27 protein-coding genes and 1 pseudogene are annotated in these 26,429 nt (G+C 72.0%); 10 read left to right on the top strand and 18 right to left on the bottom strand.

The window, feature by feature from the left end:
* Window positions 1–2: 2 nt before the first annotated feature.
* The 6 genes from AB0F81_RS31065 to AB0F81_RS31040 all read right to left on the bottom strand — a co-directional run bounded on the left by AB0F81_RS31065 (window position 3) and on the right by AB0F81_RS31040 (window position 5,184).
* Window positions 3–995, bottom strand: coding sequence for an alpha/beta fold hydrolase (locus AB0F81_RS31065; protein WP_360202954.1), 993 nt, complete (start codon window positions 993–995; stop codon window positions 3–5).
* Entirely contained in the window at window positions 992–1,987 is a 996-nt protein-coding gene (locus tag AB0F81_RS31060; RefSeq protein ID WP_360202952.1) for a serine protease, read from the bottom strand. The genes AB0F81_RS31065 and AB0F81_RS31060 overlap by 4 nt, the downstream gene beginning before the upstream one ends.
* Before the next feature lie 79 nt (window positions 1,988–2,066).
* Window positions 2,067–3,755: a S8 family serine peptidase gene (locus AB0F81_RS31055; protein ID WP_360202951.1), complete on the bottom strand. Its 1,689-nt coding sequence runs from the start codon at window positions 3,753–3,755 to the stop codon at window positions 2,067–2,069.
* Between the two features lie 30 nt (window positions 3,756–3,785).
* Window positions 3,786–4,007, bottom strand: a complete 222-nt coding sequence (locus tag AB0F81_RS31050) for a hypothetical protein (RefSeq protein ID WP_360202949.1) — start codon at window positions 4,005–4,007, stop codon at window positions 3,786–3,788.
* 16 nt (window positions 4,008–4,023) lie between these two features.
* Complete coding sequence (locus AB0F81_RS31045; RefSeq protein ID WP_360202947.1) at window positions 4,024–4,269, bottom strand: hypothetical protein; 246 nt, start codon at window positions 4,267–4,269, stop codon at window positions 4,024–4,026.
* A 33-nt stretch (window positions 4,270–4,302) separates the two neighbouring features.
* Window positions 4,303–5,184 (bottom strand): hypothetical protein, encoded by an 882-nt coding sequence (locus AB0F81_RS31040; protein ID WP_360202946.1) that lies wholly within the window; start codon window positions 5,182–5,184, stop codon window positions 4,303–4,305.
* A gap of 186 nt (window positions 5,185–5,370) precedes the next feature.
* On the opposite strand from AB0F81_RS31040, the gene AB0F81_RS31035 reads away from it, so the two are divergent.
* Entirely contained in the window at window positions 5,371–7,890 is a 2,520-nt protein-coding gene (locus AB0F81_RS31035) for a LuxR C-terminal-related transcriptional regulator (RefSeq protein ID WP_360202945.1), read from the top strand.
* A gap of 32 nt (window positions 7,891–7,922) precedes the next feature.
* Here the strand turns inward: AB0F81_RS31035 and AB0F81_RS31030 are convergent.
* Both AB0F81_RS31030 and AB0F81_RS31025 read right to left on the bottom strand, forming a co-directional pair.
* Window positions 7,923–8,114: pseudogene (locus tag AB0F81_RS31030) on the bottom strand (helix-turn-helix transcriptional regulator); the annotation flags it as partial.
* A gap of 223 nt (window positions 8,115–8,337) precedes the next feature.
* Window positions 8,338–8,676 (bottom strand): hydroxyisourate hydrolase, encoded by a 339-nt coding sequence (locus AB0F81_RS31025; protein ID WP_360202943.1) that lies wholly within the window; start codon window positions 8,674–8,676, stop codon window positions 8,338–8,340.
* Window positions 8,677–8,882: 206 nt separating this feature from the next.
* Between AB0F81_RS31025 and AB0F81_RS31020 the strand changes: the two genes are divergently transcribed.
* Window positions 8,883–9,068 (top strand): hypothetical protein, encoded by a 186-nt coding sequence (locus tag AB0F81_RS31020; protein WP_360202941.1) that lies wholly within the window; start codon window positions 8,883–8,885, stop codon window positions 9,066–9,068.
* A gap of 79 nt (window positions 9,069–9,147) precedes the next feature.
* Here AB0F81_RS31020 and AB0F81_RS31015 read toward each other — a convergent pair whose 3' ends face one another.
* From AB0F81_RS31015 to AB0F81_RS31000, 4 genes are all read right to left on the bottom strand, one after another.
* Entirely contained in the window at window positions 9,148–12,255 is a 3,108-nt protein-coding gene (locus AB0F81_RS31015) for a BTAD domain-containing putative transcriptional regulator (RefSeq protein ID WP_360202939.1), read from the bottom strand.
* Window positions 12,256–12,565: 310 nt separating this feature from the next.
* A complete protein-coding gene (locus AB0F81_RS31010) occupies window positions 12,566–12,850 on the bottom strand; it encodes a hypothetical protein (RefSeq protein WP_360202938.1) in 285 nt (94 codons plus the stop codon).
* Between the two features lie 150 nt (window positions 12,851–13,000).
* Entirely contained in the window at window positions 13,001–13,279 is a 279-nt protein-coding gene (locus tag AB0F81_RS31005; protein ID WP_360202936.1) for an STAS domain-containing protein, read from the bottom strand.
* A gap of 129 nt (window positions 13,280–13,408) precedes the next feature.
* A complete protein-coding gene (locus AB0F81_RS31000; RefSeq protein WP_360202934.1) occupies window positions 13,409–13,984 on the bottom strand; it encodes a hypothetical protein in 576 nt (191 codons plus the stop codon).
* Between the two features lie 143 nt (window positions 13,985–14,127).
* On the opposite strand from AB0F81_RS31000, the gene AB0F81_RS30995 reads away from it, so the two are divergent.
* The 3 genes from AB0F81_RS30995 to AB0F81_RS30985 all read left to right on the top strand — a co-directional run bounded on the left by AB0F81_RS30995 (window position 14,128) and on the right by AB0F81_RS30985 (window position 17,326).
* On the top strand, window positions 14,128–15,831 hold the full coding sequence (locus AB0F81_RS30995) for a polysaccharide deacetylase family protein (RefSeq protein WP_360202932.1): 1,704 nt from the start codon (window positions 14,128–14,130) through the stop codon (window positions 15,829–15,831).
* Window positions 15,832–15,924: 93 nt separating this feature from the next.
* Window positions 15,925–16,398 carry a carboxymuconolactone decarboxylase family protein gene (locus AB0F81_RS30990; protein WP_360202930.1) on the top strand — a complete coding sequence of 158 codons (474 nt, stop codon included), beginning with the start codon at window positions 15,925–15,927 and terminating at the stop codon, window positions 16,396–16,398.
* Between the two features lie 4 nt (window positions 16,399–16,402).
* Complete coding sequence (locus AB0F81_RS30985; RefSeq protein WP_360202928.1) at window positions 16,403–17,326, top strand: RNA polymerase sigma-70 factor; 924 nt, start codon at window positions 16,403–16,405, stop codon at window positions 17,324–17,326.
* Between the two features lie 9 nt (window positions 17,327–17,335).
* On the opposite strand, the gene AB0F81_RS30980 is transcribed toward AB0F81_RS30985, so the two are convergent.
* Complete coding sequence (locus AB0F81_RS30980; protein WP_360202926.1) at window positions 17,336–17,998, bottom strand: DUF4097 family beta strand repeat-containing protein; 663 nt, start codon at window positions 17,996–17,998, stop codon at window positions 17,336–17,338.
* A 210-nt stretch (window positions 17,999–18,208) separates the two neighbouring features.
* On the opposite strand from AB0F81_RS30980, the gene AB0F81_RS30975 reads away from it, so the two are divergent.
* Window positions 18,209–18,943, top strand: a complete 735-nt coding sequence (locus AB0F81_RS30975; protein ID WP_360202924.1) for a helix-turn-helix domain-containing protein — start codon at window positions 18,209–18,211, stop codon at window positions 18,941–18,943.
* Here the strand turns inward: AB0F81_RS30975 and AB0F81_RS30970 are convergent.
* Window positions 18,922–19,662, bottom strand: coding sequence for a GNAT family N-acetyltransferase (locus AB0F81_RS30970; RefSeq protein WP_360202922.1), 741 nt, complete (start codon window positions 19,660–19,662; stop codon window positions 18,922–18,924). The two genes, AB0F81_RS30975 and AB0F81_RS30970, sit on opposite strands and share 22 nt — an antisense overlap.
* A gap of 132 nt (window positions 19,663–19,794) precedes the next feature.
* On the opposite strand from AB0F81_RS30970, the gene AB0F81_RS30965 reads away from it, so the two are divergent.
* The gene (locus AB0F81_RS30965; protein ID WP_360202920.1) at window positions 19,795–20,697 is read left to right on the top strand and encodes a LysR family transcriptional regulator; all 903 of its coding nucleotides are present in this window, start codon (window positions 19,795–19,797) and stop codon (window positions 20,695–20,697) included.
* On the opposite strand, the gene AB0F81_RS30960 is transcribed toward AB0F81_RS30965, so the two are convergent.
* Genes AB0F81_RS30960 through AB0F81_RS30950 form a run of 3 tightly spaced genes read right to left on the bottom strand, consistent with a single transcriptional unit; the run spans window position 20,679 to window position 22,621 of the window.
* A complete protein-coding gene (locus tag AB0F81_RS30960) occupies window positions 20,679–21,233 on the bottom strand; it encodes a MarR family transcriptional regulator (RefSeq protein WP_360202918.1) in 555 nt (184 codons plus the stop codon). The two genes, AB0F81_RS30965 and AB0F81_RS30960, sit on opposite strands and share 19 nt — an antisense overlap.
* Window positions 21,226–21,624: a DUF3224 domain-containing protein gene (locus tag AB0F81_RS30955; protein ID WP_360202917.1), complete on the bottom strand. Its 399-nt coding sequence runs from the start codon at window positions 21,622–21,624 to the stop codon at window positions 21,226–21,228. The genes AB0F81_RS30960 and AB0F81_RS30955 overlap by 8 nt, the downstream gene beginning before the upstream one ends.
* Before the next feature lie 22 nt (window positions 21,625–21,646).
* Window positions 21,647–22,621 (bottom strand): pyridoxal-phosphate dependent enzyme, encoded by a 975-nt coding sequence (locus AB0F81_RS30950; protein ID WP_360202915.1) that lies wholly within the window; start codon window positions 22,619–22,621, stop codon window positions 21,647–21,649.
* A gap of 129 nt (window positions 22,622–22,750) precedes the next feature.
* Between AB0F81_RS30950 and AB0F81_RS30945 the strand changes: the two genes are divergently transcribed.
* Window positions 22,751–23,716, top strand: coding sequence for a sensor histidine kinase (locus tag AB0F81_RS30945; protein ID WP_360202913.1), 966 nt, complete (start codon window positions 22,751–22,753; stop codon window positions 23,714–23,716).
* A 5-nt stretch (window positions 23,717–23,721) separates the two neighbouring features.
* Entirely contained in the window at window positions 23,722–24,510 is a 789-nt protein-coding gene (locus AB0F81_RS30940; RefSeq protein ID WP_360202911.1) for an MEDS domain-containing protein, read from the top strand.
* On the opposite strand, the gene AB0F81_RS30935 is transcribed toward AB0F81_RS30940, so the two are convergent.
* Window positions 24,505–25,245, bottom strand: coding sequence for an SDR family oxidoreductase (locus AB0F81_RS30935; protein ID WP_360202909.1), 741 nt, complete (start codon window positions 25,243–25,245; stop codon window positions 24,505–24,507). The genes AB0F81_RS30940 and AB0F81_RS30935 overlap by 6 nt on opposite strands.
* A gap of 102 nt (window positions 25,246–25,347) precedes the next feature.
* On the opposite strand from AB0F81_RS30935, the gene AB0F81_RS30930 reads away from it, so the two are divergent.
* A complete protein-coding gene (locus tag AB0F81_RS30930; RefSeq protein WP_360202907.1) occupies window positions 25,348–26,172 on the top strand; it encodes a helix-turn-helix transcriptional regulator in 825 nt (274 codons plus the stop codon).
* Window positions 26,173–26,429 lie beyond the last annotated feature (257 nt).

Below are 26,429 nucleotides of genomic sequence, written 5' to 3'. Positions count from 1 at the left end.
ACTCAGCGTGCGGCGATCGCCGCCGCGATCGGGGCGGCCACGTCCTGGTCGGACAGGTAGTCCCCGATCGAGTGCGGGCCGTTCGGGTTGTGCGTGACGACGTCGCGGATCGCGGCCGGCCCGCCGTCGAACTGGTCGTGGATCGGATGGATCAGCGCGACCACGTCCCGCACGTCGTACGCGTTGATCCACCGCGGGTTCGCGGGCGCGTCGATGACCGGCACCCGCGGGCGGTCCCCGCCCTGCCGGCCGAGCAGGTTGCGCTGCACGATCGGAAAGCCGATCGGCGAGCCGGCGGTGACCAGCAGGCTGACCGGCCGCGGCGTGCCGGCGTCCTGCAGCACGTCGTAGGCGACGATCGAGCCGAGGCTGTGGCCGACGACCACGACCGTGTCGTGCTCGGCGATCGCGGTCACCATCGTCTCCTGGACGACGTCCAGCACCCGGTCGCGGATCGTGGCGATCTCCAGGTAGTAGGCGACGTCGGTGAGGAAGCCCTCGATCACCCACTCCGCGGTGCCGGTCTTGCGGGCCAGGAACTGCAGGGCCGAGGCCACGATCGGTACGCGCAGCACACCGGAGAGGTCGATCTCCTCCTCGGGGCTGCGGGCGCTGCGCCGAACCCGGCCGGCGAGCTCGGGTTCGGTGTACTCCAGTTCGGTCGCCGGGTCGAAGCCCAGGTCCCGGGCGGCGTCGAGAATCAGCTGGTCCCGGGTGCGGGCCGGAGCCGCCTGCTCCAGCTCGAGGTCCGGGCGGGGCAGTCCGCGAGCCTCGTGGTCCTCGATCAGGTCGGCCAGCACGTTGCCGTAGAACGGGTAGTAGACGCTGCTCTCGGCCACCGGTGGCCGGCCGGCCAGGGTGAGTCCCTTGGCGAGCCCGGCCAGCCACCCGCGCCGGTCACCGGCGATCTTGGCCTCGACGCGGGCCTTGTCGCCGCGCAGCGCGCGGGGCATCTGCTGGCCCCGGCCGTGGATGAAGATCAGTCCGGCGCTCATCGGGACCCTCCGGTGGCGAGAAGTTCGGTGACCAGGATCTGCTGTGCCGACGTGAAGCTGCGGGACGCGAGATCGGTGACGATCGAGGAGACGCGCGAGCCCTGGTTGGCGACCCAGTGGCGCTGCTCCTCCGGGGTGTGGTCGGTGACCGGGTGGCCGTTGATGTCGATCGGCTGCCCGTCCGCGTCCCGGGCCTCCAGCCCGCGACGGTGCAGGCCGACCAGCTCCCAGCGGTCACTGAACACCGGGGAGCCCGACGATCCGGTCTGGGTGTCGGCGGCGTAGGTGAGGATGGTGTCGTCGAGGTCGACCAGCAGGTTCTCGCGGACGGCGATCTCGCGCGGGCGGCCCCCGGCATGCTGGATGATGTTGACCGGCTGGCCCAGCAGGATCTTTCCGGTGGCGCCGATCAGCGGGATGAACCCGAAGGTCTGGCCCGGCCCCCGGTTGCTGTTGCCGGTGCCCGCGACCGCGACCAGCGCGTAGTCGAGTTCTTTGTCGGTGACGTAGAAGCGGTCCGGGTCGAGGGCGTGCTCCCGGGTCCGGCCGATCCGCCCGGCCGCATTCTCCTGATACCGGAACCTGATCGTGGACTGCGCGGCCTCCTCGGCGGTCGGCAGCACGTGCTCGTTGGTCATCAGCAGCCACGGCGAGACCAGGAAACCGGTGCCGTCGCCGGCCGGGGTGCGTACCAGGGCCACCGCGTCGCTGACCTCGGCGCCGCGTTGCAGCCAGATCCCCGGCAGCAGGTCGCGGTTGCCGATGATGCGTTCCACCGCCATGTCGGTGGTGCGGGCGTCGGCGCCGGGCGCCAGGGTGACGCCGGCCCGGCGGGCGAACTCCGCCTTGCGGTGCAGCGGCTCCTCCCGCCAGCGCTGCCCGCTCAGGGCGCTCGACAGGGCCTGGGCGAGCTCTTTCTGCCCGGCCGGGGACACCACGGCGGCGGGTAGCTCGAGGGAACCTCGGGTCGGATGCGAATCTTCACTGGGCATGAGCGGCCTCGGCGTGAGCAGGTGACAGGTGTGTGAAGAAAAGGCGCTCGGGGCGGCTCTTCTTCACACACCTGGTGGGTCAGAGCAGACCGGCGTCCTGGTAGTCGCGGCGCAGATCCTCCAGCGCGGCGGCGATATAGTCGCCGTCGGCCGGCGGTGTCGGCGCGACCGGGGTGACCGGGGCGGCGCCGAGAGCACGCAGCACGTCGGGCACGCCCGCGCCGGTGCGCTCCGGTCCGCCGAGGTTGAGCGGGGTGGCGCTCTGCTTGAGGATCTGGAACAACCGGTCGACGCGGGCCGCGTCACGGTTGCGGTAGGCGGACTGGAAATCGGGATGGTGGGCCAGGGTCAGGACCGCGACCCCGGCGACGTGCGGGGCGGCCATGGACGTGCCGTCCCAGGCCGCGAAGCCGTCGGCCGGCACCGCGGAGACGATGGCCACGCCCGGCGCGCACACGTCGACCTCGGGCCCGAAGCAGCTGAACTTGGCCGAGAAGTAGCCGTTGTCGACCGTGCCGGTCACCTGCTGGGCGTGGAAGCTGGTCGGCGGGAACTCACCGAGCCGGCCGACCGCGGCGACGGTGAGCACGTCGTCGCGGATCGACCCGGGGAACTGGACCGGGCCGCCGGAGTTGCCAGCCGCCGCGATGCACGCCACCCCGGCCTGCTTGGCCTGGCCGATCTTCTGGGCGACCAGGTTGGAGCCGGTCTGGGTGCCCAGGCTCATGTTGACCACGTCGATCTGCTGCTCGATGCAGTAGTCCAGGGCGTCGAGCAGACTGCTGAACCGCCCGCCCGGGAAGATCCGCAGCTCGTGCACCTCGGCAGCGGGCGCGAACCCGCTGATGCCGGCCTTGTCGTTGCGGGCGGCGATGACCCCGGTGCAGTGGGATCCGTGGCCCATGGTGTCGTCGGTCCAGCCGTGGTCGTCGGCGGGAGTGACAGTCAGGTCCCGGCCGCGCCGCACATGGCTCAGGTCGCGGTGCGTGGTCGCGGTCCCGGAGTCGATCACCGCGACCTTGACGTTGGCGCCGGTCAACGCCGGGTCCAGGCGGTCCAGTCGCATGATGCGCTGACCCCAGCCGAGGGCCTGGGTCTCCGCCGGGTCGGGAATCGTCGACGACAGCGGAGTCAGCTTGACCTGGTTCGCCGTGCCGGCGGTCAGCCGTGGCCGGTCCAGCCACAGATTCCAGTACGTCGACTGCGGGTTGACGTAGAGGCCGCGCAGCGATTCCGGAGAGTCGTTGAACAGCGTCAGTGTGGCGACGCCGTCCTTGTCGGTGCGCGCCTGGGCCGGCACGCCGCCGCCGTACAGGAACACGGAGGCGTCGGGGACCGGGGCGTCGTCCGGTCCGGTGACCCGGATCTGCCAGCTGCTGCCGACACCGAACGGGTTGAAGACCGCCGGGTCGACGTTGTCGAAGACCGGCGTCACCGGGGATAGATGCAGCGGGGCGTCCTCCTCGATGATGATCGTCGGGTCGGCCGCCAGCTGGGCGGCCTTCTCGTCCGGCATCCGGGCGAGGAAGACCTGCTGCAGGGCCGCCGGAGTGGTCTCCAGCACGGCGAGGCTCTGCGGGCCGATGGTGCGGTCCACCGGTATGCCCTCCGCCCGCAGCCGCTCCTCCAGGGGAACGGACGAGGGCTGGACGCTGGCCGGCAGCAGCGCCGGATCCTGCCGGGCCACCAGGTACGGCCTCTCCCGGGAGGTGAGCGGTGAGTTGTCCGGATGCGGCGACGATGGGCGCCGCTTGCTAGGGGGTGGCATGGTTACCTCCCGGATGGGATGGGTCAGGCGTCATGACGGGTCGATGAGGGCGTCGGGTTCGACGATCAGCTGCCCGCGGAATGCCAGGCGCAGGGCGTCGGCCCACTCGGCCGGCACCTCGACCACGAGGTGGCTGGGATGATCAGCGGTTCCGCCGATCGCGATGAGATCGAGGTCGTCGTCCGCTGTCACGACCTCGACGAGAGCACGGAGCAGCACCGTGCTCCCGCCGAGGAGGTAACGCTCTTTCATGGGGGCGTCCACTCCGCTAGGGCAACGGCATGCCGGGGTAGGCGTCCCGGGTCCGCATGATGAACTGGTACGCCTCCATGCCCTTGCGGTGCGCCTGCTGCAGGTCGTTGCGCCCGAAGGCGCGCGCGGCCTCACGCAGCGCCTGCACTGACGGCAGCAGGAACGGGTACTGCCGGAGCTGGTCCACCACGTACCGGCGGAGCAGGACTAGCAGTCGCGCGGTCTGCTCCCGCTGGGGCGTGGCCATGGTGTGCACGGTCATCGCCGACTCCTTCGCTGGCTGCCGGACGAGCCCCTAGTTGGACATCTGCATGCTGGGGCGCTGCTGGAACGGCCAGCCGGTGTAGCCGGAGCTCCACGGGTACTGCTGACCCGGGTACGGCATCGGGAGGATCGACTGCGGCCCGAACTGCGACGGCAGGAACTGGTCCACGACCTGCCGGATCTGCGGCGGCAGGATCTGCTTGATGATGTTGAACAGGAACTGCGGGTCGAGCTGCTGCTGCTGCGGCTGGAAGCTCTGCGGGCCGAACTGCTGCGGGCGGATCAGCTGGCTGACGGCACTGACGATCGCCGGGATCGCCGGAATCAGGAACTGAAGGAACTGCGGGTCGACCTGCTGCTGTTGCTGGGGCTGCATGCCGCCGTACGACTGCTGCTGCAAGCCCTGCGGACCGGCGGACTGCGGCCGGAGCAACTGGCCGATCGCGGTCGCGATCGCCGGCAGCGCCGGCAGGATGAACTGCAGGAACTGCGGGTCGACCTGCTGCTGCTGTTGCTGCTGCTGCTGGCCCTGCGGTTGCATGCCCTGCGGTGTCATGGACTGGCTGGTCAGGGCGCCGGCCACGTCCTGAACCACCTTGATCAGGGTGGGCAGGTTCTTGGTGACGAAGTCGAAGAAGCCCTGCGGGTCGACCCCCTGCGGCTGCATGCCGCCGAAGCCGAACTGCTGCGGCTGGTACTGGCCGTAGCCGGACTGCTGCGGCTGGTAGCCCTGCGGGCCGGCGGACTGCGTGACGATGTCCTGGACGACCTTGACGAACGTCGGCAGGTTCTTGATCACGAAGTCGAAGAAGCCCTGCGGGTCGAGCTGCTGGGCCTGCGTCTGCCCGGTGTTGCCCTGGCTCTGCTGGCCGAGCAGCGAGGTGACCGCTCCGGGTGTGGCGGTGGTGGTCATGCCGCTCCCCTTTCTGTGTTTCCGATGGCTGTGAGCGCGTCTCCCACCCTTCGACCGGAGTACTCACGCTGTCGTGAGCACCGGCTACTCATTCGAACGGGTGAACCGACCGGGTACGCGATACTCAGCCACACCGAAAGTCACGCGCAGGCTACTGAGAGTCGATCGCTAGTAGGGAGCCGCGGAATGTCATCCGACTGGTCCTACCTGGAACGACGCCCCGTTCGCGAGGGCGTCCTGCAAGCACTACGGTCACCACGAGAACCCGGCGTCCTGCTCGTCGGACCGTACGGAAGCGGCAAAACCCACCTGCTGCGGGCACTGTCAGAAGACCTACAGAACCACTGCCGCCTCGTGCACGGCGCCGCCACCACCGAGGCCGCCGTCGCCGACACCACCGCGCAGGGCGCCGACGTCCTGCTGATCGACGACGCCGACCGGCTCGACGACCGCACCCTCGGCTCCCTGGCCGACGCGGCCACCACCGGCGAACTCAACCTGGTCGCCGCCACCCGGCCGCTGCTCTTCCCGCACCTGGCCGAACGCGCCGCCGGCCTCAACCTCGCCGTCACCGAGGTGCCCGCCCTCACCGAGGCGGAACTGCACACCTACTGCAGCAGCCGGCTCGGCGGCGTCATCGACGACCTCACGCTCACCGAGATCGGCGAGGCCACCGCCGGACTGCCCCTGCTGATCCGCGAAGCCGTCGACACCATGGTGCGCCAGCGCAAGCTCACCAGCGTCCACGGCGTCTGGCAGCTCGACGGGCCGGTCAGTTTCCCCACCTGGTTCAGCCAGACCGCCGCCGCCTCCCTGAACCCGCTGAAACCGGCCGAACGTGACCTGCTGCAACTGCTGACCATCACCGAGGGCCTGCCGCTGATGCTCGCCGACGCCCTGCAGGTGCAGGACACTGTGGAGCGGCTGGAGCGGCGCGGGCTGCTCGCCGTACCGGACGGGGACCGGGCGATCGTGTCGCCCGGCACCGGCTGGCTGTTCCCGATCGTCAACGCCATCGGCACCCGCGCCCAGCGCCGCCGGCTCGCCCGCGCCTGCCTGGACGCCCTGCAGCAGCCGGTCGACCGCACCGACCTGATGGACCCGCTGGACATCGCCAAGCTGCGGCTCGCCGCCGGCTGCCCGGTCGCGGTCGACCACGCCATCGCCGCCGCCGGCACCGCCCTGCGCAACCGCACCCCGCGCTGGGTGCAGCAGCTGCTGCACCCGCACGCCAAGGAACCGGCGAGCACCCCGCTGCTGGCCGACATCGCGATCCGGGAGGGCCGGCCGCGCGCCGCCGAGCAGATGCTCGCCACCTCCACCACGATCGCCCCCGCCGAGGTCCGCGCCCCGCTGGCCGCGCACCGCCTGGAGGTGCTCACCCTCTGGCTGGCCGACCTGAACACCGCACAGCGCGCCGTCAAACGATCCGACATCCGCTCGCTGCGCACCCAGCTCGACGCGGCAGGCTCGCTCGTCGCCGCCGGGTCCGAGAACGTCTCCACTCTGCTGCCGACCCTGCACAAGCGCCTGGAGAACCTCATCCTGAGCACCCGCGACGGCCAGCGGACCTTCCTCGCCCACCTGCACGCCCTGCTCGCCGCCGGGCAGGCCGAGGCCGCGGTGCGCGCGAGCACCGAGATCGGCGACACCACGCTCGCCCACTTCACCCCGGACCTGCGGCTCTGCACCCTGCTGCTGCGCGGCCGGGCCCTGATCACGGTCAGCCGCATTCCCGAGGCGCTCGACGTCGCCCGCCAGCTGACCGGTGCGGGCCGCCTGCTGCGCCACCGCCTGGCCCTCGCCGCCGGGCAGGCCCTGGCCGGCACCGCCCACCTGCAGCACGGCGCCCTCGACGAGGCCGAGGTCAGCCTGCGCCGCGCCCTGGCCACCCTGCACGGCGAGGAGGCCGGCTGGACCCAGATCCGGGCGATGACCGGCATGGCGCTGTGCCAGGCCTGGCGCTCGGACGTCGACCCGGCCGGCGCCCTCGACGAGGCCCGCGCGATCACCACTGCCCTGAGGTCCCCCGACCTCGACGAGATGGTCGCGCTCGCCACCGCTCAGGTCCTGCTGATCCGCGGTCAGATCAACTTCGCCAGCGAGGAGGCCCTGCGCGCCGCGGACCGGGCCGAGAGCCTGGGCCGGCGCGCCGGCGTCGCCGAGGCCCTGCTGATCGCCGGGCAGGCCATCCCCGACCTCGGCCTCGCCAAGCGGCTCGCCCGCCTCGGCGAGGACTGCGACTACGACCTGCCGCAGGTCCACGCCGGCTGTCTGACCGCCCTGGCCCGCCGCTCCGGCGCCGCCCTCAACGCCTCGGCCCGCGCCTACGGGCAGCGCGGCCTGCGCCTGCTCGCCGCCGCCGCCAGCGCACACGCCCAGGCCCACCTGCGCACCGCCGGGGAACAGGTGACCGCCAACGCCTCCGCCCGCCGGCTGTCCGACCTGATCGCCGAGACCGGCATCGCCGCCCCGGTCTCCTGGCCGGCCGCGTCCACCCTGGTCCCGCTGACCACCCGCGAGCAGGAGGTGGCCGCGCTGGCCGCGCGGGGCCTGCGCAGTGACGAGATCGCCAAGCAGCTGTGGCTGTCGGTGCGCACCGTGGAGAACCACCTGCAGCACTGCTATCGCAAACTCGGCGTCACCAGCCGTACCGAACTGGCCGAAACCCTCAAAGGCCGCGCCGACGGCTTCTCTCAGCGATGACCCACCCGAGGTCGCGCCCGATGGGCGCGACCTCAGGCGGTCGCGGCGTGGTCCGGGCCCAGGCTCGCCGGCAGGTCGGTGCGCCGCGTCACGCTGAGCTTGCGGTACGTCCGGGTCAGGTGCTGTTCCACCGTGCTGATCGTGATGTAGAGCTTCGCGGAGATCTCCCGGTTGGTGTATCCGGCCGCGGCCAGCGCAGCGACCCGGCGCTCCGCCTCGCTCAGGACCGCCGCACCCCGCGCCGGGTTCGTCGGCTGCGCCGCGGCCTCGCCCTTGTCCCAGCCGGTCTCCCGGCCCAGAACCGTGAGCAGCAGCAGCGCACCCGCGATCGCGTCCTGGCGCTCCATCAGTGTCATGATCGTCCCTTCCGTTTCGATCGCGGTTCCGGTCTACCGATGACGCTAGGGACCACTGCTGTCGTCCCCTTATCGCCGCACCATCCGTGGGTCAGCAGCGGACGTCGAAGAACATCGAGTACGAATAGGGCGCGAGCAGCACCTGGATCTGACAGGCGTCCGCCTCCCCGACCATCACGAAGGCCACGGCGATCTCGGGGTAGACCGAGCCCACGCCGAGGTTCGCGAAATAGGAGCGGCTGTCGAAGACGATCCGATAGGTGCCCCGTTCGAGCCGGCTCTTGGCCCAGTCGCCGATGTGCCCGTTCTCGTCGGTCGCCGCGCCCGCGACGGCCTTCCAGCCCTCCGGCGTCTGCTGTTCCAGCCGGGCCGGCACACCGGCCGCGGGCTGGCCGTAGACGACATCGAGGGCTTGTGCGGTGACATTCATCGGTTACTCACTCACTGTTCGGCCCGAGGTGGGCGCACCCCATTTCGGCGATCTTCGAAGGGCCCGCTATCACCCGGCATTCGATCGGTTATCACCACCGCGGAAAGGGGTTCGATAACGCATCAATGGTTGTCCCTCATAACGTCGTTGCCAGAACCGCTGCCAGGGAGAACACCGGCAGCCACGCTCGATCAACGGGGGATTTCATGCGTTCGACCATCGTCCGCATCGTCAACGTCGCCGTCGCCGTCGCCGGCGTCATCGGCACCGCCATCGCCCTCGGCGGTGCCGCAGCCGCGCAGGCCGACGAGGTCGCCCCGGAGGCTCCGATCACACCAACGGTGGCGACGTCGCTGCCGGCCGCGCCCAACGGCCAATGGCCGTGGACCTGATCGGAGCGCGATCCCGCGACCGTAGACATCGGACGGCAGGCCATCCGGCCGGCCGTCCGATGTTCTTTGGTACCGCCTATCAGGTCCGCACGGCCGGGCAGGGCTCCGGCTCCGCCACCGCCAGGTGCTTCTCGCTCAGCACGACCAGCGCGTCGGTCACCGACGCATCGACCAGCGGCCGGTCGGCTCCACCGGCGGCCGCGTACGCGTCGCTGAGCATCGCCAGCACCTCCGCCTCGAAGACCGGCGCCTGGATGCTGCGGAACAGGCTCAGCGCCCGATGCAGGTGCACCACCGCCTGCGACGCCCGCCCCGCGGTCAGGGCCAGCTCGCCGAGACTGCGCTCGACCCGCGCCTCGATCATCCGCTCGCCGTTGGCGGCGGCCAGCGCCCGCGCGTCGTTGAGCGTGACGCTCGCCTGGGCGTGATCGCCGGAGCGCAGCTGGGCCAGGCCGAGACCGTGCAGCGCGTACGCCTCGCCGATCGGATCACCCAGCTCGTGCACCGCGGCCAGGCACTCGCCGTACGCCGTCACGGCCGCCGCCAGCTGCCCCGCGCCCAGATGCGTGTCGGCCAGCCGGTGCAGCACCTGCGCCTCGATCCGCCGGTGGCCGGCCCGCCGGCTCAGCTCCAGCGCCTGCGGCAGCAGCCGTTTCGCGCCGTCCGGGTCGCCCTTCTCCAGCGCGGTCTGCGCCATGCTGTTCAGCACGTACGCCGCGGCGGCCAGGTCACCGGCGGAACGCAGCACCACCAGCGCCTTCTCGTAGCGGCGCGACGCGCTGTCGAAGTCGCCGGCGACCCGGTCCAGGTACGCCAGGTGCCGGCCGACCAGAGCGGCGCCCTGGTCGGCGCCGAGCTGCTCGAACAGCTGCTCGGACTGCTCCAGGTTGCGCCGGGCCTCGTCGAAGTTCTTCTCGACGATGCTGAGCGAGGCGGTGGAGTAGAGCATCACGGCCTGGCCCCGCTGGTTGCCGGTGGCCCGGCAGGCGGCCAGCGCGACCCGGTGGGTGTCGCGCCAGTCGTTCAGATAGATCCTCGACTCGAACAGGGCCACCGCGGTGAACGCCAGATCCCAGCACACGTCGATCAGGCCCACCTTGATGGCCTGGCGCACCGCGGCGACCAGCGTCAGCCGTTCGCGTTCCAGCCAGCTCATCGGATCGCCGATCAGCCGCTCGGCCACTTTCGGCGCGAACGCCCACCGCTCGGCCTCGCTGTGCACCTGCGGGCTCTCCTCGCCGTGCAGCCGGCCGCGTGCCTGCTCGGTGAGGAACAGCAGCGCGCCGAGCACCCGCGACAACGCGGCGGTACGGTCGGCCGCCGTCTCCTCCACCGCCAGCCGCTCCCGGGCGAAGACCCGGATGAGGTCGTGGAACCGGTACTGGATGCGCGGGCCCGCCTCGGTGCCGGTGATCTCCACCAGCTGCGCGTCGACCAGGTCGTCGAGCAGGTCCTGGGCCTCGACCAGCGGCATGTCGAGCAGCGCGGCGCCGGCCCAGCCGCCGAAGACCCGGAAGTCGAGCAGGGCCAGCCGGCGGAACAGCCGGCGAGCGTCGTCGTCCATGTTGTCGTAGGTGTGCGAGATGCTCACCCGGATCCCGAGGGCGCCGTGCTTGAGCTCGTCGAGCCGGCGCGACTCGTTCTCCAGGCGGCTGGCCAGCTGCTCCACCGTCCAGTGCGGGCGGGCCGACAATCGCGCGCCGGCGATGCGCAGCGCCAGCGGCAGCTGGCCGCAGAGCTCGGCCAGCTCGGTCGCGGCGGCGGTCTCGGCCTGCACCCGGTCGTCGCCGGCGATCCGCGAGAGCAACTCGATGGACTGCTCCCGGTCGAAGATGTCGACCTCGACGTGCGCCGCGCCGGGCAGTCCGGCCAGCCGGCGCCGGCTGGTGATCAGTACGGCCGCGCTGGGGTTGCCCGGCAGCAGCGGCAGCACCTGCGTCTCGCTGCCGGCGTTGTCCAGCACGATCAGGATGCGCCGGTCGGCGAGCAGCCCGCGGTACATCTCCGCCCGCTCCTCCAGCCCGTCCGGTATCGCGGCGCCGGGCACGCCGAGCGTGCGCAGGAACCGCTCCAGGATCTGGGTGGGACTAGCCTGCCGGGACGCGCCGCCGTGCAGGTCGGCGAAGAGCTGACCGTCGGGATAGCGCCAGGCGAGCCGGTGCGAGACGTGCACGCAGAGCGAGGTCTTGCCGATGCCGGGCTTGCCGGTGACCACGACGATCGGCACGGCCAGCTGCGCCGGGTTGTCCGCCGCGACCGCCAGCAGGGTCTGGATGTCCCGGATCTGCGTGGAGCGGCCGGTGAAGTCGGCGATGTCGGTGGGCAGCATGCTCGGCCCGCTGCCGGCCGGCGCCGGCTCGACGATCTCCGGCGGCGCCGGCGGAACCTCGATCGGCTCCGCCGCGACGGGCAGCCCGATCTCCACCGTCTCCCGTGGTGTGGGCACGCTCAGCCCGGTGTCGGAGCTCAGGATCGAGCGCTCCAGCAGTTGCAGCCGCTCGCTGGGCTCCAGGCCCAGCTCGTCGATCAGGATCCGGCGGGCCGACCGGTAGCACTCCAGCGCCTCGGCCTGCCGCCCGGACCGGTAGAGCGCGAGCATGAGCTGGCCCCGCAGGCGCTCACGCAGCGGATAGGCGGTGACCAGTCCGCTCAGCTCGGCGATCAGGTCGCCGTGCCGGCCCAGATCGAGCTCGTGGTCGATGCACTCCTCGGTGACGGTCAGCCGGCGCTCGACCAGCCGATCGGCGGCCACCCGCAGCGGCTCGCTGTCCAGGCCCTCCAGCGGCGCGCCACGCCACATGCCCAGTGCCTCGCGATAGCGCCTGACCGCCTCCTCCTTGCCGGCGGCGTTGCTCGCCCGGGTCAGCAGTGACTCGTAGCGCTGCAGGTCGACCTCGGAATCCGGGACGTCCAGGGCGTAACCCTGATGGCGGGTGGTGATGGCCTCCGGCCGCCCGTCGGCGGCCAGCAGCCGGCGCAGCGCCGACACGCAGATCTGCACCTGGGCACGCGCGCTGCTGGGCAGCCGTTCGCCGTAGACGGCGGTCACCAGCCGCCCGACCGAGATCACCCGGCCCGGTTCCAGCGCGAGACTCGCGAGCACGATCTGCTGGCGATGACCTCCCAGGTCGAGACGGCGACCGTCATCGGCGATGGCCTCGAGCGGACCGAGAACGCGGAAGTCCATGGATCGCCCGCCTATTTCGGACGATCCGGACGATGTCGCTCGAACACCCTGGTCGCCATCACTGCTTTTTCTACTGCTTTTCGAATCACCACTAATGCCCCCGTGCCAGTGATCATTCCACAATGCACTGTCGCTCGTGCGCCTGGTCTGAGGTTACGAATCCATCCATGACTGCCGCTACTTCACTCGCGGAACAGCGCCTTTCGTCCAGTCGCCGACTGGCCGTTCTACCGATAGCGCACGCGCGAACTAACGGCCCGCTAAGACTGCTCCCAGCGAATTCCCAGGCCGGCCCACCGCTGTCGCGTGCTCAGTGTGCGATGTCGTCGTGCGGCAGCGAGTTGCTGACCCGCCCGATCATGACCACCGCGAGGGCGACAGCCACGACCACCGCCACGGCGGCCAGATAGGAGCCCGTCGCCAGGACCGAGCCGAACGTCCCGATCGTCAGGACCGAGCCGAACGAGCCGACCGATGCCACGGACCCGAAGGAACCGACCGAGGCGACCGAGAGGACCGAGCCGAAGGAACCGACCGACAGGATCGACCCGAAAGATCCGACCGACAGGACGGAATCCTTCGAATAGAAGCTCAAGATTGAGTTGCTCGACCGGTAGGAAAGGATGTTCCTCGCGCGGCGCGTCTTATCAGTGGACATTCGCCCATGATTGCCCACTGTGGCCGGGCTCGCGATCCCTCGATAAACACCGGCCGGCCGGCTGGCCGATGCCCGCCGGGCCGCCGGTCAGTGATCGCCCTCGGTCAGCGGCTCCAGCATGCCGGTGATCTGCAGAACCCGGCGGACCGGCCGCCGCAGGTTGATCAGCCGCAGCCGGACGCCGTTCGCCCGTGCCTGGGCGTGCGCGTCCGCGAGCGCCTGAACGCCGGTGGCGTCGCAGAACGTGACCCCGGCGAAGTCCACGACAATCTCAGCGCCGCCGGGAGCGGCCAGCGCTTGCCACAAGACCGCCCGGAGGTGCTCCACCGTCTCCATGTCGATCTCACCCGTGACGGTCAAGACCACCGAACCGCCTCCCCCTGAACGCTCCACAGGCTAGGAAAAGCGGGCGGCGGGGGCCTAGGCGAAGACGGACATTCGCGCAGTGCGCATCATCGGCCATCGCGAGTAACGGAATCCCCCGCCGGAACGCTGTCAGATCTTGGCGAGAACGTGCCGCACCGTGTCGGCGAGCTTGTCGCGCGGAACCACGGTGGGACCGGTGAACTGGACCACCCGCAGCTCGTTCTGGTACGGCACCACGGCCATCACCGCGCGGCTGCCGCCCTCGACGTAGCCGACCGCGGCGGCGCCGAGGTCCTTGATGCGCACCGACTTCTCGCCCGCCTTCGCGACCGCGTCGATGGTCTCCTCGACGGTGTCAGAGCGGTTCGGCATCGTCGCGACCGACAGCGCGAACGGCTGCTTGCCGTCCCGGCCGTAGGCACAGTGCCGCCAGACGTTGCCGTTCGGCCCCTCCTCCGCCGGCAGCTCCTTGGCAGCCAGCCTGGTCCGCTCCGACCCGCCGAGCAGATCGATCACCACGGTCGCGGCGAGCAGGTCACAGGCCGAGGTGATCTGCTTCGGGCGCGCGGGCGGGGCCGGGGACTCGGCAGCGGGCGCGGCCTCGGACGGCGCCACCCAGGCCGGCGCCGGGTCCGCGCCGCCGCAGGCCGAGGACACCATCACGACGGTTCCGGCCGCGGCGAGCAGGCCGATTCGGTTCGGCACTCTGTCGTTCCTCTCCCAGTGCGAGCAGAAGCGGAACGAGGCTAGGGGCACGACATATGCGCCGAGCTATCTTCTCGATATATCGCGCCCCGGCGGCTAGGCTCGGCCATCGACATTCCTCGAACTCGGGAGCGCTCCCAGACATGTCGACGAGACGCCTCGCCGCGCTGACGGCCACCACCGCACTGATCGCCGGCGCGATCGTCACGCCCGCCGCCGCGGCCCCGGCCGGCGCCGGCCGGGCCTGCGCCGGATACGTGGGGCTGACCTTCGACGACGGGCCGGCCGCCGGCACCACCGCGGCGCTGCTGTCCGCCCTGCGGCGGGCCGGGCTGCGGGCCACCGTGTTCAACACCGGGCAGAACGTCGAGGCCCACCCGGATCTGGCCCGGGCCCAGCTCGCGGCGGGGATGTGGATCGGCAACCACAGCTGGGACCACCCGCACATGACCCAGCTCACCGAGGCGGAGCAGGCCGCGCAGATCTCCCGTACGCAGGAGGTCGTCCGGCGGGTCACCGGGGTGACACCCGAGCTGTTCCGGCCGCCGTACCTGGACACCAACGACGCGCTGCGCGCCGTGCAGCGGCGCTTCGGCCTCACCGAGATCAACACCGACGTGGACTCGCAGGACTGGAACAACGCCACGGTCGAGCAGATCGTGGCGAGCGCCGCGAGGCTGCGTGACGGCGACGTCCTGCTCCTGCACGACTGGCCCGCGAACACCATCGCCGCGATCCCGCAGATCGCCGCCACCCTGCGGGAGCGGGGACTCTGCTCCGGGAAGATCTCCCCGGTCACCGGCCGTGCCGTGGCGCCGGACTCGCGGGCGCTCGCCCGCGCGCACACCGCCGGCCGCGTCGACGACCGGGGCGCCGGGGTGCGCTTCACCTGGCCCGGCGTCTACTTCGAGGGACGGTTCCGGGGCGCCGACGTCGGGATCGTCCTCGACGACGCCGTCAACGACTACGCGGTGCAGATCGACGGCGGGGCGCCGGTCACCCTGGTGACGCCGGGGCGGACCACCCACTGGGTCCGCGGGCTGAGTGCGGGCGTCCACACCGTACGGATCGCCAAACGCACCGAGAGTCCCTGGGTGGCCGGGCAGTTCGGCGGGTTCGTCGCCGGCGCCAGCGGCGCCGTCCTGAGTGAGCCGGCGGCCCGCCACCGGCAGATCGAGTTCATCGGCGACTCCTGGACCGCCGGCTACGGCAACATGTCCCCCGGCCGCGACTGCACCGGCACCGGCGGGGTCGACCGCAACACCAACGCCGACGAGAGCTTCGGCGCCCGCACCGCCCGGGCGCTCGGCGCCGACTACCAGCTCAACGCCTGGTCCGGGATGGGCATGGTGCGCAACTACAACGGCGGCAACCCGGACGTCGACTACCGCACCTACTACGACCGCACGCTGCAGGCCGCCGACACCGCGCGGTACCGCCCCGGCGGCTGGCAGCCGCAGGTCGTGGTGATCGGGCTGGGCATCAACGACTTCTCCACCGCCCTGAACCCCGGCGAGCGCTGGGCCAGCGAGGCCGCCCTGGCCGCCGACTACCGCGCGGCCTACCTGGGTTTCCTCGGCAAGCTCCGGCACCGGTACGGCCCGCACACCCAGCTCGTGCTCACCTACCCGGACATGGGCACCACCACCGCCCTGGCCGAGTCGATCGAGCGGATCGTCGAGCAGCGCCGCGCCGCCGGTGACCGCCGGGTGCACGCGCTGCACTACGACAACGCCGCCCTCGGCCTCGACCTGCTCGGCTGCGACTGGCACCCGTCGGCCCGCGACCACGGGCTGCTGTCCGGTGCGCTCACCGACTTCGTCACGAGCCTGCCGGTGAGGTGGTGATCACACCGCTGGGCCGCTGACCGTGTCACTGGGAGCCGGGCTACCTCGTCTCGGGAGTGGTAGCCCCTTCCCGACGAGCACGGAGGCGAGACGATGACCGCACGACTGAACTACCTGACCAGCCCGACCGGCAGCCGGACCCTCAAGCACTTCATGGCGGCCGGCCGGTCGATCAAGGAGTCGGCACTGCCGGCCGCCACCCAGGAGCTGGTCGCGCTGCGGGTCAGCCAGATCAACGGCTGCGCCGCCTGCATCGACATGCACACCAAGGACGCCGCCGCGGCCGGCGAGAGCGCGGTACGGCTGAACCTGGTCGCCGCCTGGCGCGAGGCCACCGTCTTCACCGATGCCGAGCGTGCCGCCCTCGCCGTGGCCGAGCAGGGCACCCGGGTCGCCGACGCGGGCACCGGGGTCGACGACGAGGTGTGGGCGGCCGCCGCCAAGCACTACGACGACGACCAGCTGGCCGCGCTGGTGATCCTGGTGTCGTTCATGAACACGGCGAACCGGCTGAACATCATCACCCAGCAGCCGGCCGGCAGTTACCAGCCCGGTCAGTTTCACTGAACCCATGAACAAGGTCGACGAGTTCGAACAGCTGCGGCCGCTGCTGTTCTCCATCGCCTACCGCATCCTCGGCAGCGTGAACGAGGCCGAGGACGCGGTGCAGGAGACGTGGCTGCGGTTCGACGCCACCGCGACCCGGCCGACGTCGGCCAAGGCGTTCCTGGCCGCCGCGGTGACCCGGGTCTCCATCGACGTGCTGCGCTCGGCCCGGGTGCGCCGGGAGCAGTACGTCGGCCCGTGGTTCCCGGAACCGCTGCTCACCGACCCGTACCAGGATCCGGCCCGCTCGGCGGAGCTGGCCGACTCGGTGTCGATGGCCGCCCTGCTGCTGCTGGAACGGCTCAGCCCGCTGGAACGGGCGGTCTTCCTGCTGCGCGACGTGTTCGCCTTCGGTTTCGACGAGATCGCCGCGGCGGTCGGGCGGTCGGAGCCGGCCTGCCGGCAGCTGCTCGTCCGGGCCCGCCGGCACATGCGGGACGGCCGGCCGCGGTTCGAGGCGGACCGGCACGAGCGGCAGGAGCTGGCGGCCCGGTTCTTCGAGGCGCTGCAGGACGGCGACGTCGGCGGGCTGCAGGAGCTGCTCGCCGCCGACGTGCAGCTGGTCGGCGACGGTGGCGGCAAGGCGCCGCAGCTGGCCAAGGCGGTCGCCGGCGCGCAGAACGTGGCCCGGCTGCTGGCCACGGTCCTGCCCTGGATGACCCGGGTCGGCGTGGCGATCGAGCCGCACGAGGTGAACGGCCAGCCCGGTGCGATCTTCCGTGACCGGGACGGCCGGGTCCTCAACGTGCTGGTGCTGGAGATCCTGGACGGCCGGATCCAGACCGTCCGCGGGGTGATCAACCCCGACAAGCTGGCGCACCTCGGCCCGGTCGCCGACGCCTGGGCCGTCGACCGGGAGGTGCGCCAGGCCCGCCGGCGACCGGGCTGAGCCGGCCGGTCAGAGGCTGTGGGCGTCGATGTCGCCGTAGCCGGTGGTCGCCCGGATGGTCAGCTCGGTGGCGCCGTCGTTCTTGAGGCTGTTGCTGACCCGGCCGTAGCCGGTGCCGGCGTCGAGGGCGGCCGAGACGCCGGCAGCGGCGCCGACGGTCACGTTGCCGGCCTGGGTGCTCAGCACGACCGTGCCGCTGGTGGCCTCGGTGATGCGGATGTCGCCCTTGGCGGTGGTGATCTCGGCCGGGCCGGTGAGCCGGCCGATCGTGACGTCGCCGGCGGACGTGACGATCCGGACGCTCGCCGCCTCGTCGAGCTTGATCACGCCCTGCGCGCCGTCGAAGCCGACCTCGCCGAGCCGCCCGACGCCGCGGACCTCGGCGCCGGCCGCCTTCGCCTCGACGCGGGAGCCGGCGGGCAGCTGGACGGTCACCTCGACGCTGCCGGACGGGCCGAGGATCTGGTTCTTCACCGTGGTCGCCACCCGCAGGACACCGTCGGCGAACTCGATCGTGGTCTGCTCGGCGGCCTTCACGTCGCGGCTCTTCGAGGCGTCCGCCGGCCGGACCTCGACGGTGGTGTCGGTCCGGTCGGCGGCGATGAACTGGATGCGCCCGGCGGGGATGTCGACGGTGGCGGCGACGGTGGCGGGGCTGTCGAACGTCTGCATTGCTGGCTCCTCCGGCTCGTTGTTTCTTACAACGGAAAAGCTACGTTGCGTTCGACATATGGGCAACAGAGTCGTTGCTTATATCCTTCATTCTCCCAGCTAGAGCTATTGCAATCGTTGCAACGGTTCAGAATCTAACGCAACATGCGTTGCAATGGAGTGTGAATGAACGCTATCCTGACGGCATCACGGAGCACGAAGGAGAACGCGATGCCGGGAGGCAGACTCACCCAGCAGGAACGCCAGCAGATCGCGCTGGGCCTGGCCGACGGCCTCGCCTATGCGGAGATCGCCCGGCGCCTCGACCGCCCCACCTCGACGGTCACCCGTGAGGTGATGCGCAACGGCGGTCCCACCGGCTATCGCGCCGACCTCGCCCACCACGCCACCGAGCGCCGCGCCCACCGGCGCAGGCAGGCGGCGCCCCGCGGGACGGAGGCGCCGCCGCAGGCGCACGGGCGCGACACCGAGGCGCTGCGCGAGTTCGAGGAGACCTTCACCACCGCCCTCATGCAGGCGGGCACCCCCAAGATGATGGCCCGGGTGATGAGCTGTCTCTATCTGACCGACAGCGGCAGCATGACCGCGTCCGAACTCGTCCAGCGCCTGCAGGTCAGCCCGGCGTCCATCTCCAAGGCGATCGCCTTCCTGGAGAGTCAGAGCCTGGTCCGGCGCGAGCGCGACGAGCGCCGCCGCGACCGCTACGTCGTCGACGACGACGTCTGGTACCAGTCGACGATCGCCAGTGTCCGGGCCACCGAGCAGCTCATGGAGACCGTCCGGCACGGCGCCGGCGTGCTCGGCCGGGACACCCCGGCCGCCGCCCGCCTGGAGAACATCGCCCGCTTCCTCGGCTTCGTCAACGAGAGCATCACCCGCGCCGCCGAGCTGGGCCGTCAGGTCCTGCACACACCGGCACGCGATCAGGCGGAGCCGAGCGTGTAACGGCGGGTGTGCCCCAGCGCCCGGAAGCCCAGGTGCTCACGGACCGCGAGCAGCGCCGGATCGTCCTCGTCGGTGGCGGTCTCGATCTCGGTGACGTGCGGGTGGATCTCGCTCAGCCGCTGGATCAGCGCGGCGTTGACCCACAGACCGAGCCCGTGGCCGCGGTGGCCGGGAAGCACGACCGGTCCGTACTGGCGGGCGCGGGGCTGGGAGGCCGCGCCGACGACGGCCACCGCGTAAGCCGCGAGATCGTCGCCGGCGTGCGCGGTGGTGAGCACGGGATCGTCGGACGGGTGGGTCAGGTGATATCCGGGATGCTCGGTGTCGACCAGCTCACCCAGCCAGGCCCGGTGCACGTCGCAGTAGGTGAGCAGATCCCGCCGCCGGGATCCGGCCCGCCGGAAACCGTGCCGCAGGCAGAAGGCCTCCCCCGGCGAGCCCTCGGTCACGTCCGTGACCAGGCCCGGCGCGCCGACCCGGTCGCGGGCGGCCGCCAGCAGCCGCGAGCCGATTCCCCGGCGCCGCCAGTCCGGCTCCACGACCAGGGACAGCTCGACGGCCGCCGCGGGGTCCGGCGGCGGCAGGAAGGAGAGCCCGGGCGCAGCGAGCGGCCGCACCGCGGCCACCCCGGCCACCGAGCCGCACGGCGCCACCGCGTGCCACCGCGACTCCCCGGGGTGATCCGACACCGCGACGATGTCGATCAAGCGCTCGCTCATCGGCTCACGATCGCCCGGGCGGCGGCGCCGGAACAATGCGAAAGATCGAAACGTCGATTAAGCCGTTGATTATCGGTCGGCCGCGCGTCGTAGACTTCCGGGTCGCGACGACCAGAGGGAGCGGACGATCAGGTGGAACTACGGGACATCGAGATCTTCCTGACCCTGGCCGAAGAGCTGCATTTCGGGCGGACCGCCGAGCGGCTGCACGTCTCCCAGGCCCGGGTCAGCCAGTCGATCAAACTGCAGGAGCGCCGGATCGGTGGCGCCCTGTTCGAGCGGACCAGCCGCAGTGTGCGCCTCACCCCGCTCGGTGAGCGGCTGCGCGACCGGCTCGCCGCAGGCTACGGCGAGATCATGGCCGGCGTCGACGAGGCGGCCGCCACCGCCAGCGGGCAGACCGGCACCCTGACCGTCGGCACGTTCGCCACCCACTACCAGCGGATCACGCACGTGCTCGATCTGTTCCGGCAGCGGCACCCGCAGTGCGAGCTGCGCATGCGCGAGATCCTGCCCACCGACCCGTTCGGACGGCTGCGCGCGGGCCAGGTCGACGTCTCGGTGCTCTGGCTGCCGGTGCGCGAACCCGACCTCTCCGTCGGGCCGACGCTGCACCCCGAGCCGCTGGTGCTGGTGGTCGCGGCCGGCCATCCGCTCGCCGGGCGCGACCGGGTCGGCATGGAGGATCTCGGCGACTATCCGGTGGTGGAGGCGGAGGGGCCCATTCCGGACTATGTCTGGCACACGCACACACCGCTCACCACACCGTCCGGGCGGCCCATCCGGCGCGGCACCACCGTGACCACCCTGGAGGAGGCCTTCACCGCGGTCGCCACCGGCACGGTCGTCTCCCCGATCGGCGCGGACGCGGCCGCCTCCCGGCGGCGCAGCGACCTCGTCTTCCTGCCCATCACCGACGGACCGGTGCTGCGTTACGCCCCGGTGTGGCGCACGGCCGGCGAGACCGCGCTGGTCCGGGCCTTCGTCCAGGCCGCCCGGGACGCGCAGGAGTCCGCTCAGGACGCGCCGGTCTGATCCACCCCGAAACGGGCGGCCGCGGCGTTCGCGGTCGGGCACCGGCCCTGGTCGCGCCCGCAGGCGGGCAGGTCGCACAGCCGGCAGATCCAGGCGCCGCCGTCCTTGCCCTGGACGATCGCGGCCAGCACCGGCCCGAGCAGTTCGTGCAGGGTGGCCCGGCTGTCCGGCGGCAGGCCGCGCAGCGCGCGCTCCAGCACGGCGGCCCGGGCCGCCGCCACCCGTGTCGCGGCCTGCCGGCCGGCCGGGGTCAGCGTCACCGCCCGCGATCGCCCGTCGGCTCCCGGCGCTCGCGTCACCAGCCCCTCGGCCTCCAGGCGGTTCACCAGCCGCACCGCGCCGGAGTGGGTCAGCCCGAGCACCCGGCGCAGCGTGTCCAGGGTCGGCCGGTCGAGGAACTGGTGGAGCGAGGTGAGCGCCGCGGCCGCGGCGCCGGACTCGCCGGCCTCGGCAGCCCCGGCGGCAGCCATCTGGTCGGTGAGCACCAGGGCGAGCGCGCCGAGCAGATTGGCCTCCGCGCTGAGCGGGTCAGCCAACGTCGTACGTCACCGTGAGCGGCATGAACGGATAGTCCGCGTGGGTGGAGCTGCTGGTGGCCGTGCCGGTGAGGCCGCGCAGCTCGCCGGTCGCCTCGATCACCCGGGACTCGCCGCGGGCGGTCGTGCCGTCGAAGGTGCCCTCCCCGGCGAGGACCACGGTGCCGTGCCGGCCGTCGAGCGTGCCGGTGAGCGACATCAGCGAGACATAGGTGCTGGTGCCGTCGGCCCGGTAGAACATCAACGACTCGAAGGCGCCCTCGGCGAGCTGCCCGTCCGGATCGGTGCCGGCGAGCGTCACCTCGGCCCGGGTCCACTTGCCGTCCGGCGACTCCCGGTAGGGCTTCTCGTCCCACGACGTGATCTCGAACTTCATCTCCAGCGTCGACATGCCCCCACGATATATGACTCAGTCACATATCGCTGCCCGGCGGCGTGCCGATCAGCTCGGCCAGCCGGGCCGCACCCACGTTGCCGCCCGAGATGATCACCCCGATCCGGGCCGGCACCGGGTCGAGCCGGCCGAACAGCAGCGCGGCCAGCCCCGACGCCCCGCTGGGCTCCAGCACCAGCTTCAGCCGGTCCACCGCGAAGCGCATCGCCTCACGCAGCTCGTCGTCGCTGACCAGCACGATCTCGTCGACCAGCGTCCGGTTCAGGGCGAAGGTGAGCTCGCCGGGAATCGGCGCGGCCTGCCCGTCGGCGATGGTGCGCGGCACGTCGATGCGGACCCGCTCCCCGGCGGCGAGCGACCGCTTGGTGTCGTCGCCGGCCCGCGGCTCGACGCCGATCACGCGGATCCCCGGCTGCAGGCCCTTGGCCGCGACGGCGCTCCCGGCGATCAGGCCGCCGCCGCCCACCGGCACCACGATCGCGTCCAGCTCACCGGCGTCCTCCAGCAGCTCCAGGGCGGCGGTGCCCTGCCCGGCGATGACGTGCGGGTGGTCGTACGGCGGGATCAGCGCGAGGCCACGCTCCTCAGCCAGCTGCCGGCCGATCGCCTCCCGGTCGCCGCTGTACCGGTCGTACGTGACGATCTCGGCGCCGTACCCGCGAACGGCGTCCAGCTTGGACGGCGGGGTGTCGGCCGGCATCACGATCACCGCGGTGCTGCCCAGTTCCCGGGCGGAGAGCGCGACCGCCTGCGCGTGGTTGCCGGACGAATAGGTGACGATCCCCCGGGCCAGCTGGTCCGGCGGCAGCTGCACGATCGCGTTGTACGCACCCCGGATCTTGAAAGCGCCGATCCGTTGCAGGTTCTCCGCCTTGAGATGGACCCGCGCACCGACCAGCCCGTCCAGGGTGCGGGAGCGGATCACCGGCGTACGGTGCGCGACCCCCTCGATCCGCTCGGCCGCGTCCCGGACGTCCCGCAGAGTCACCGTCATGCCGCCGATCGTACGAGCGCCCGCTGGTCGGTTGATGCTGATCGTGTGACCCGGTTGCGCGCCGACGGGGACTGCGGCAGAGTTCGCCACTAATGAGCCGCCGAGCCACACGTCACGGATGAGTCCGGAATGAGAACAGGCGCAGCCGCGAGCCACGAGGGCTATTTCCACGAGACCGCGTTCTACGGCTCCGATCAGGCCTTTCTGGACATCGTCGTGCCGTTCTTCACCGACGGGCTGGAGGCGGGTGAGCCGGTGGTCTCCGCGTTCGCCGGGCACAACCAGACCCTGGTCCGGGACAAGTTCGGCACCGGCAGCGGCATCCGGTTCGTCGACGCCGATCTGCAGTACGCCCGGCCCGCCTCCGCGATCCGCGCCTACCGGGAGATGCTGGCCGGCTATGTGACGGCCGGAGCCGGTCAGATCCGCATCGCCGGCGACGTCCCGCATCCGGGCACCGGGGTGCCCTGGGACTGGTGGGCGCGCTACGAGGCGGCGGTCAACCGGGCCTACGACGACTTCCCGCTCTGGGGCCTGTGCCCCTACGACACCCGGACCGTCCCCGACCATGTGCTGGAGCAGGTGCGCAGCACCCACCCGCACATCGCCGTCGGCGGCGAACACCGGCCCAACCCGGCCTTCGTCGACCCGGAGACGTTCCTGGCCGCGCACACCCCGTCGTGGCGTGACCGGCTCGAGGACAGCGTCCCGCGGATCGAGCTGCTCAACCCCATGCCGGCGCAGGTCCGGCACGCGGTCACCGACGCCGGCCGGTCCGCCCGGCTGTCGCCGGACGACCTCGACGGGCTCACGCTGGGCGCGACCGAGGCGGTCACCAACGCCATCCGGCACGGGAAACCGCCGGTCACCGTACGGCTGTGGAGCGCGCCCGAGCGGATCGTCGTCACCGTGACCGACGCCGGGAGCGGGCTGCGCGATCCGTTCGCCGGGCTGCTGCCGACCGACCGTTCCCCGGCCGACGGCGGCATGGGGCTCTGGCTCACCCATCAGGTGTGTGCCTACGTCACGTTCGAACACGGCCCGGCGGGATTCACGATCCGGCTCGCCGCCGGCCGTACCGAGCCTCGGGGGTGATCTCCATGCTCACCGTTCAACCCGGTGACCACATCGGCGCCACCTTCCTGGCGCCGGCGCAGTTCGCCGACGCGACCGTCACCTTCGCCGAACAGGCCCTCGCGGCGTCCGCCCAGGTCATGGTCTTTCCGGGGGACCCGTACCGGGACCGCCTCGACGAGTTCCGGCGCCACCTCTGCCGGCGCAGCCGGACGGTCGCCGCCGCCGTCGCGGACGGCCGGGTCCGGCTCGCGGACAGCCGGGCGGTGCAGCTGGCGCCGGGCCGGTTCGACCCGGACCACCTGCACCGGGCCTACGCGGGCGCGACCCGGCAGGCCGTCGCCGACGGCTTCTCGGGGCTCTGGGTCAGCGTCGACATGAGCTGGGCGGCCCGGGTGGACCTGGAGGCGCTGGTCGATTTCGAGGCCGGGGCGGCCGGGCTGTTCACCAGCCGGGAGCTGACGGCGATCTGCCACTACGACTCCCGGATCTTCTCCGAGCAGCAGGTGGCGGCCGCGTGCCAGGCCCATCCGGCGGGCCTGCAGGACCGTTCGCCACTGCGCCACCGGCGCCTGCACGACGGGCGGACGCTCAGCCTCTCCGGTGAGGCCGACCTGGCGAACTCCGCCGCGTTCGCCGCCCTGGCCCGCGAGCTGCGGCCCGGCGACACCCTGGACATCACCGCCATGACGTTCCTCGACGTCCGGGCCCTGGCCACCATCGTGCGGGTGCACACCGCCACCGCGGGTGTGCGCATCCGGGCGGGCCGCTCGCAGAGCCGGCTGCTCGACCTCATCCGGGCCGGCGGGTCATGACGGCGGCCGCTGCCCGGCCGGGCGGATGACGATCTCGTTGACGTCGACGTCCGGCGGCTGCCCGATCGCGTAGGAGATCGCCGCGGCGATGCTGTCGGCGCTGATGACGGCGGCGCGATAGGCGCGCATGGCCTCCTGCGCGTACCGGTCGGTGATGTGGTCGGCCAGTTCCGAATCGGTCACGCCCGGCGAGACGGTGGTGACCCGGATCCCCGGCCGGGCCTCCTGGCGCAGGCCTTCGGTGATCGCCCACGCCGCGAACTTGGTCGCCGAGTAGACGGCCGAGGTGGGCACCACCTCGTGCGCGCCGACCGAGGCCACGGTCACCAGGTGCCCGCTGCCCTGCCGCTCGAACACCGGCAGGGCGGCGGCCACACCGTGCAGCAGGCCGCGCACGTTGACGTCCAGCATCCGGTCCCACTCCGGCACCAGCAGCGCGCCGAGCCGGGACAGCAGCATCACGCCGGCGTTGGCGACCAGCACGTCGAGCCGGCCGTGCCGGCTCAGCACGGCCTCGACGACGGCGGTCATCGCGGACGGGTCGGTCACGTCCAGCTCGGCGGCCTCGGCCGAACCGCCGTCGGCGTGGATGCGCCGGGTCAGCTCGTCGAGCCGGTCCTTGCGGCGGGCCCCGGCGACGACGTGGTGCCCGTCGCCGGCCAGCCGCCGGGCGGTGGCCGCGCCGATGCCGCTGCTCGCCCCGGTGATCAGGATGATCTTGTCGGTGTTGGTCATGTCCCGATCCTGCGGCGGCGGGCGCCGCCCGGGCAGGCCGCGGCGCTCCCTGGGAGTGCTGCTGCCAGGCAGCGCGGCGGCGGTCCGCCTACGCTCGACGGCATGCCCGCCACACCCCTGGGAGACTTCCTCGCCCATCGCCGGGCCGCCGTGCGGCCGGCCGACGTCGGACTGACCACGTTCGGACAGCGGCGCGTGCCCGGGCTGCGCCGCGAGGAGGTGGCGCAGCTCGCCGGGGTCAGCGTCGACTACTACGTGCGGCTGGAACAGGGCCGGGAGAGCAACCCGTCGGTGCAGGTCCTGGACGCGCTCGGGGCGGCGCTGCGGCTCGACGACGACGGGCGGGCCCACCTGTTCCGGCTGGCCGGGCTCGCCCCGCGCCCGCAGGCCGCTCCCGGTCCGGAGCGGGTGGACCCGAGCCTGCTGGAGCTGATGAACGCCTGGCCGCAGAATCCGGCGCTGGTGCTCGGTCCGGCCTACGACGTGCTGGCCGCCAACCCGATCGGGGAGGCTCTGTTCGAGGGCTTCCCGTTCTCCCGCAACCTGATGCTGCTGGTCTTCCTCGACCCACTGGCCCGGCGGTTCTATCTGGACTGGCCGGCCACCGCCGCGAGCGCGGTGGCCGGGTTCCGGGTGCAGCTGGGCAAGGACCCGCAGCACCCGCGGGTGCGGGCGGTGTTGCGCAAGCTCCTGGCGGAGAGCCCGGAGTTCACCTGGCTGTGGTCGCGGCACGAGGCCCGCGGCAAGGCCCAAGCGGTCAAGAGCTTCCGGCACGGCGAGGTCGGGGAGATCACGTTGCGCATGCAGACGTTTGACGTACGGGGCGCGGCCGGGCAGGAACTCATCGTCTACCACGCGCAGCCGGGCTCGCCGAGCGCGGACGCGCTGGTCCTGCTGGGCACGCTGGCGGCGACCCGCCAGTCGTGAGACCGCGAGCCGCTGCCCGGCCGTCCACGGCCCCGCGGACCGCTACGCGGCCGGCGCGGAGCAGGAACCGGCGATGCTTCCCGAGGTTCCGCGGGAGACCGCGGGGTCAATCTCCGGGGCGCCGCAGAACCCGCCTCGCGACCAGCGCCGCACCGCCGGCCAGCGTGATCAGGGCCAGACCACCCAGCACGCCGGGGGTGACGGCCGGCCGGCCGGTGGGCGGAACGACCACGGGCTCGACGACACCGCCGGCCGGC

The organism is Actinoplanes sp. NPDC024001 (genome assembly GCF_040638955.1).
Taxonomy (GTDB): domain Bacteria; phylum Actinomycetota; class Actinomycetes; order Mycobacteriales; family Micromonosporaceae; genus Actinoplanes.
This window is presented reverse-complemented; position numbering and strand designations above follow the sequence as displayed.

Coding starts and splice junctions, on each gene's coding strand:
- AB0F81_RS31025 (WP_360202943.1), bottom strand. CDS start 8,676: ATGAATGTCACCGCACAAGCCCTCGATGTCGTCTACGGCCAGCCCGCG.
- AB0F81_RS30995 (WP_360202932.1), top strand. CDS start 14,128: ATGTCGACGAGACGCCTCGCCGCGCTGACGGCCACCACCGCACTGATC.
- AB0F81_RS31035 (WP_360202945.1), top strand. CDS start 5,371: ATGTCATCCGACTGGTCCTACCTGGAACGACGCCCCGTTCGCGAGGGC.
- AB0F81_RS31040 (WP_360202946.1), bottom strand. CDS start 5,184: ATGACCACCACCGCCACACCCGGAGCGGTCACCTCGCTGCTCGGCCAG.
- AB0F81_RS30975 (WP_360202924.1), top strand. CDS start 18,209: ATGCCGGGAGGCAGACTCACCCAGCAGGAACGCCAGCAGATCGCGCTG.
- AB0F81_RS30930 (WP_360202907.1), top strand. CDS start 25,348: ATGCCCGCCACACCCCTGGGAGACTTCCTCGCCCATCGCCGGGCCGCC.
- AB0F81_RS30935 (WP_360202909.1), bottom strand. CDS start 25,245: ATGACCAACACCGACAAGATCATCCTGATCACCGGGGCGAGCAGCGGC.
- AB0F81_RS30945 (WP_360202913.1), top strand. CDS start 22,751: ATGAGAACAGGCGCAGCCGCGAGCCACGAGGGCTATTTCCACGAGACC.
- AB0F81_RS31015 (WP_360202939.1), bottom strand. CDS start 12,255: ATGGACTTCCGCGTTCTCGGTCCGCTCGAGGCCATCGCCGATGACGGT.
- AB0F81_RS30985 (WP_360202928.1), top strand. CDS start 16,403: ATGAACAAGGTCGACGAGTTCGAACAGCTGCGGCCGCTGCTGTTCTCC.
- AB0F81_RS31055 (WP_360202951.1), bottom strand. CDS start 3,755: ATGCCACCCCCTAGCAAGCGGCGCCCATCGTCGCCGCATCCGGACAAC.
- AB0F81_RS31050 (WP_360202949.1), bottom strand. CDS start 4,007: ATGAAAGAGCGTTACCTCCTCGGCGGGAGCACGGTGCTGCTCCGTGCT.
- AB0F81_RS30955 (WP_360202917.1), bottom strand. CDS start 21,624: ATGTCGACGCTGGAGATGAAGTTCGAGATCACGTCGTGGGACGAGAAG.
- AB0F81_RS30950 (WP_360202915.1), bottom strand. CDS start 22,621: ATGACGGTGACTCTGCGGGACGTCCGGGACGCGGCCGAGCGGATCGAG.
- AB0F81_RS30990 (WP_360202930.1), top strand. CDS start 15,925: ATGACCGCACGACTGAACTACCTGACCAGCCCGACCGGCAGCCGGACC.
- AB0F81_RS31045 (WP_360202947.1), bottom strand. CDS start 4,269: ATGACCGTGCACACCATGGCCACGCCCCAGCGGGAGCAGACCGCGCGA.
- AB0F81_RS30940 (WP_360202911.1), top strand. CDS start 23,722: ATGCTCACCGTTCAACCCGGTGACCACATCGGCGCCACCTTCCTGGCG.
- AB0F81_RS31065 (WP_360202954.1), bottom strand. CDS start 995: ATGAGCGCCGGACTGATCTTCATCCACGGCCGGGGCCAGCAGATGCCC.
- AB0F81_RS30970 (WP_360202922.1), bottom strand. CDS start 19,662: ATGAGCGAGCGCTTGATCGACATCGTCGCGGTGTCGGATCACCCCGGG.
- AB0F81_RS31020 (WP_360202941.1), top strand. CDS start 8,883: ATGCGTTCGACCATCGTCCGCATCGTCAACGTCGCCGTCGCCGTCGCC.
- AB0F81_RS31060 (WP_360202952.1), bottom strand. CDS start 1,987: ATGCCCAGTGAAGATTCGCATCCGACCCGAGGTTCCCTCGAGCTACCC.
- AB0F81_RS30980 (WP_360202926.1), bottom strand. CDS start 17,998: ATGCAGACGTTCGACAGCCCCGCCACCGTCGCCGCCACCGTCGACATC.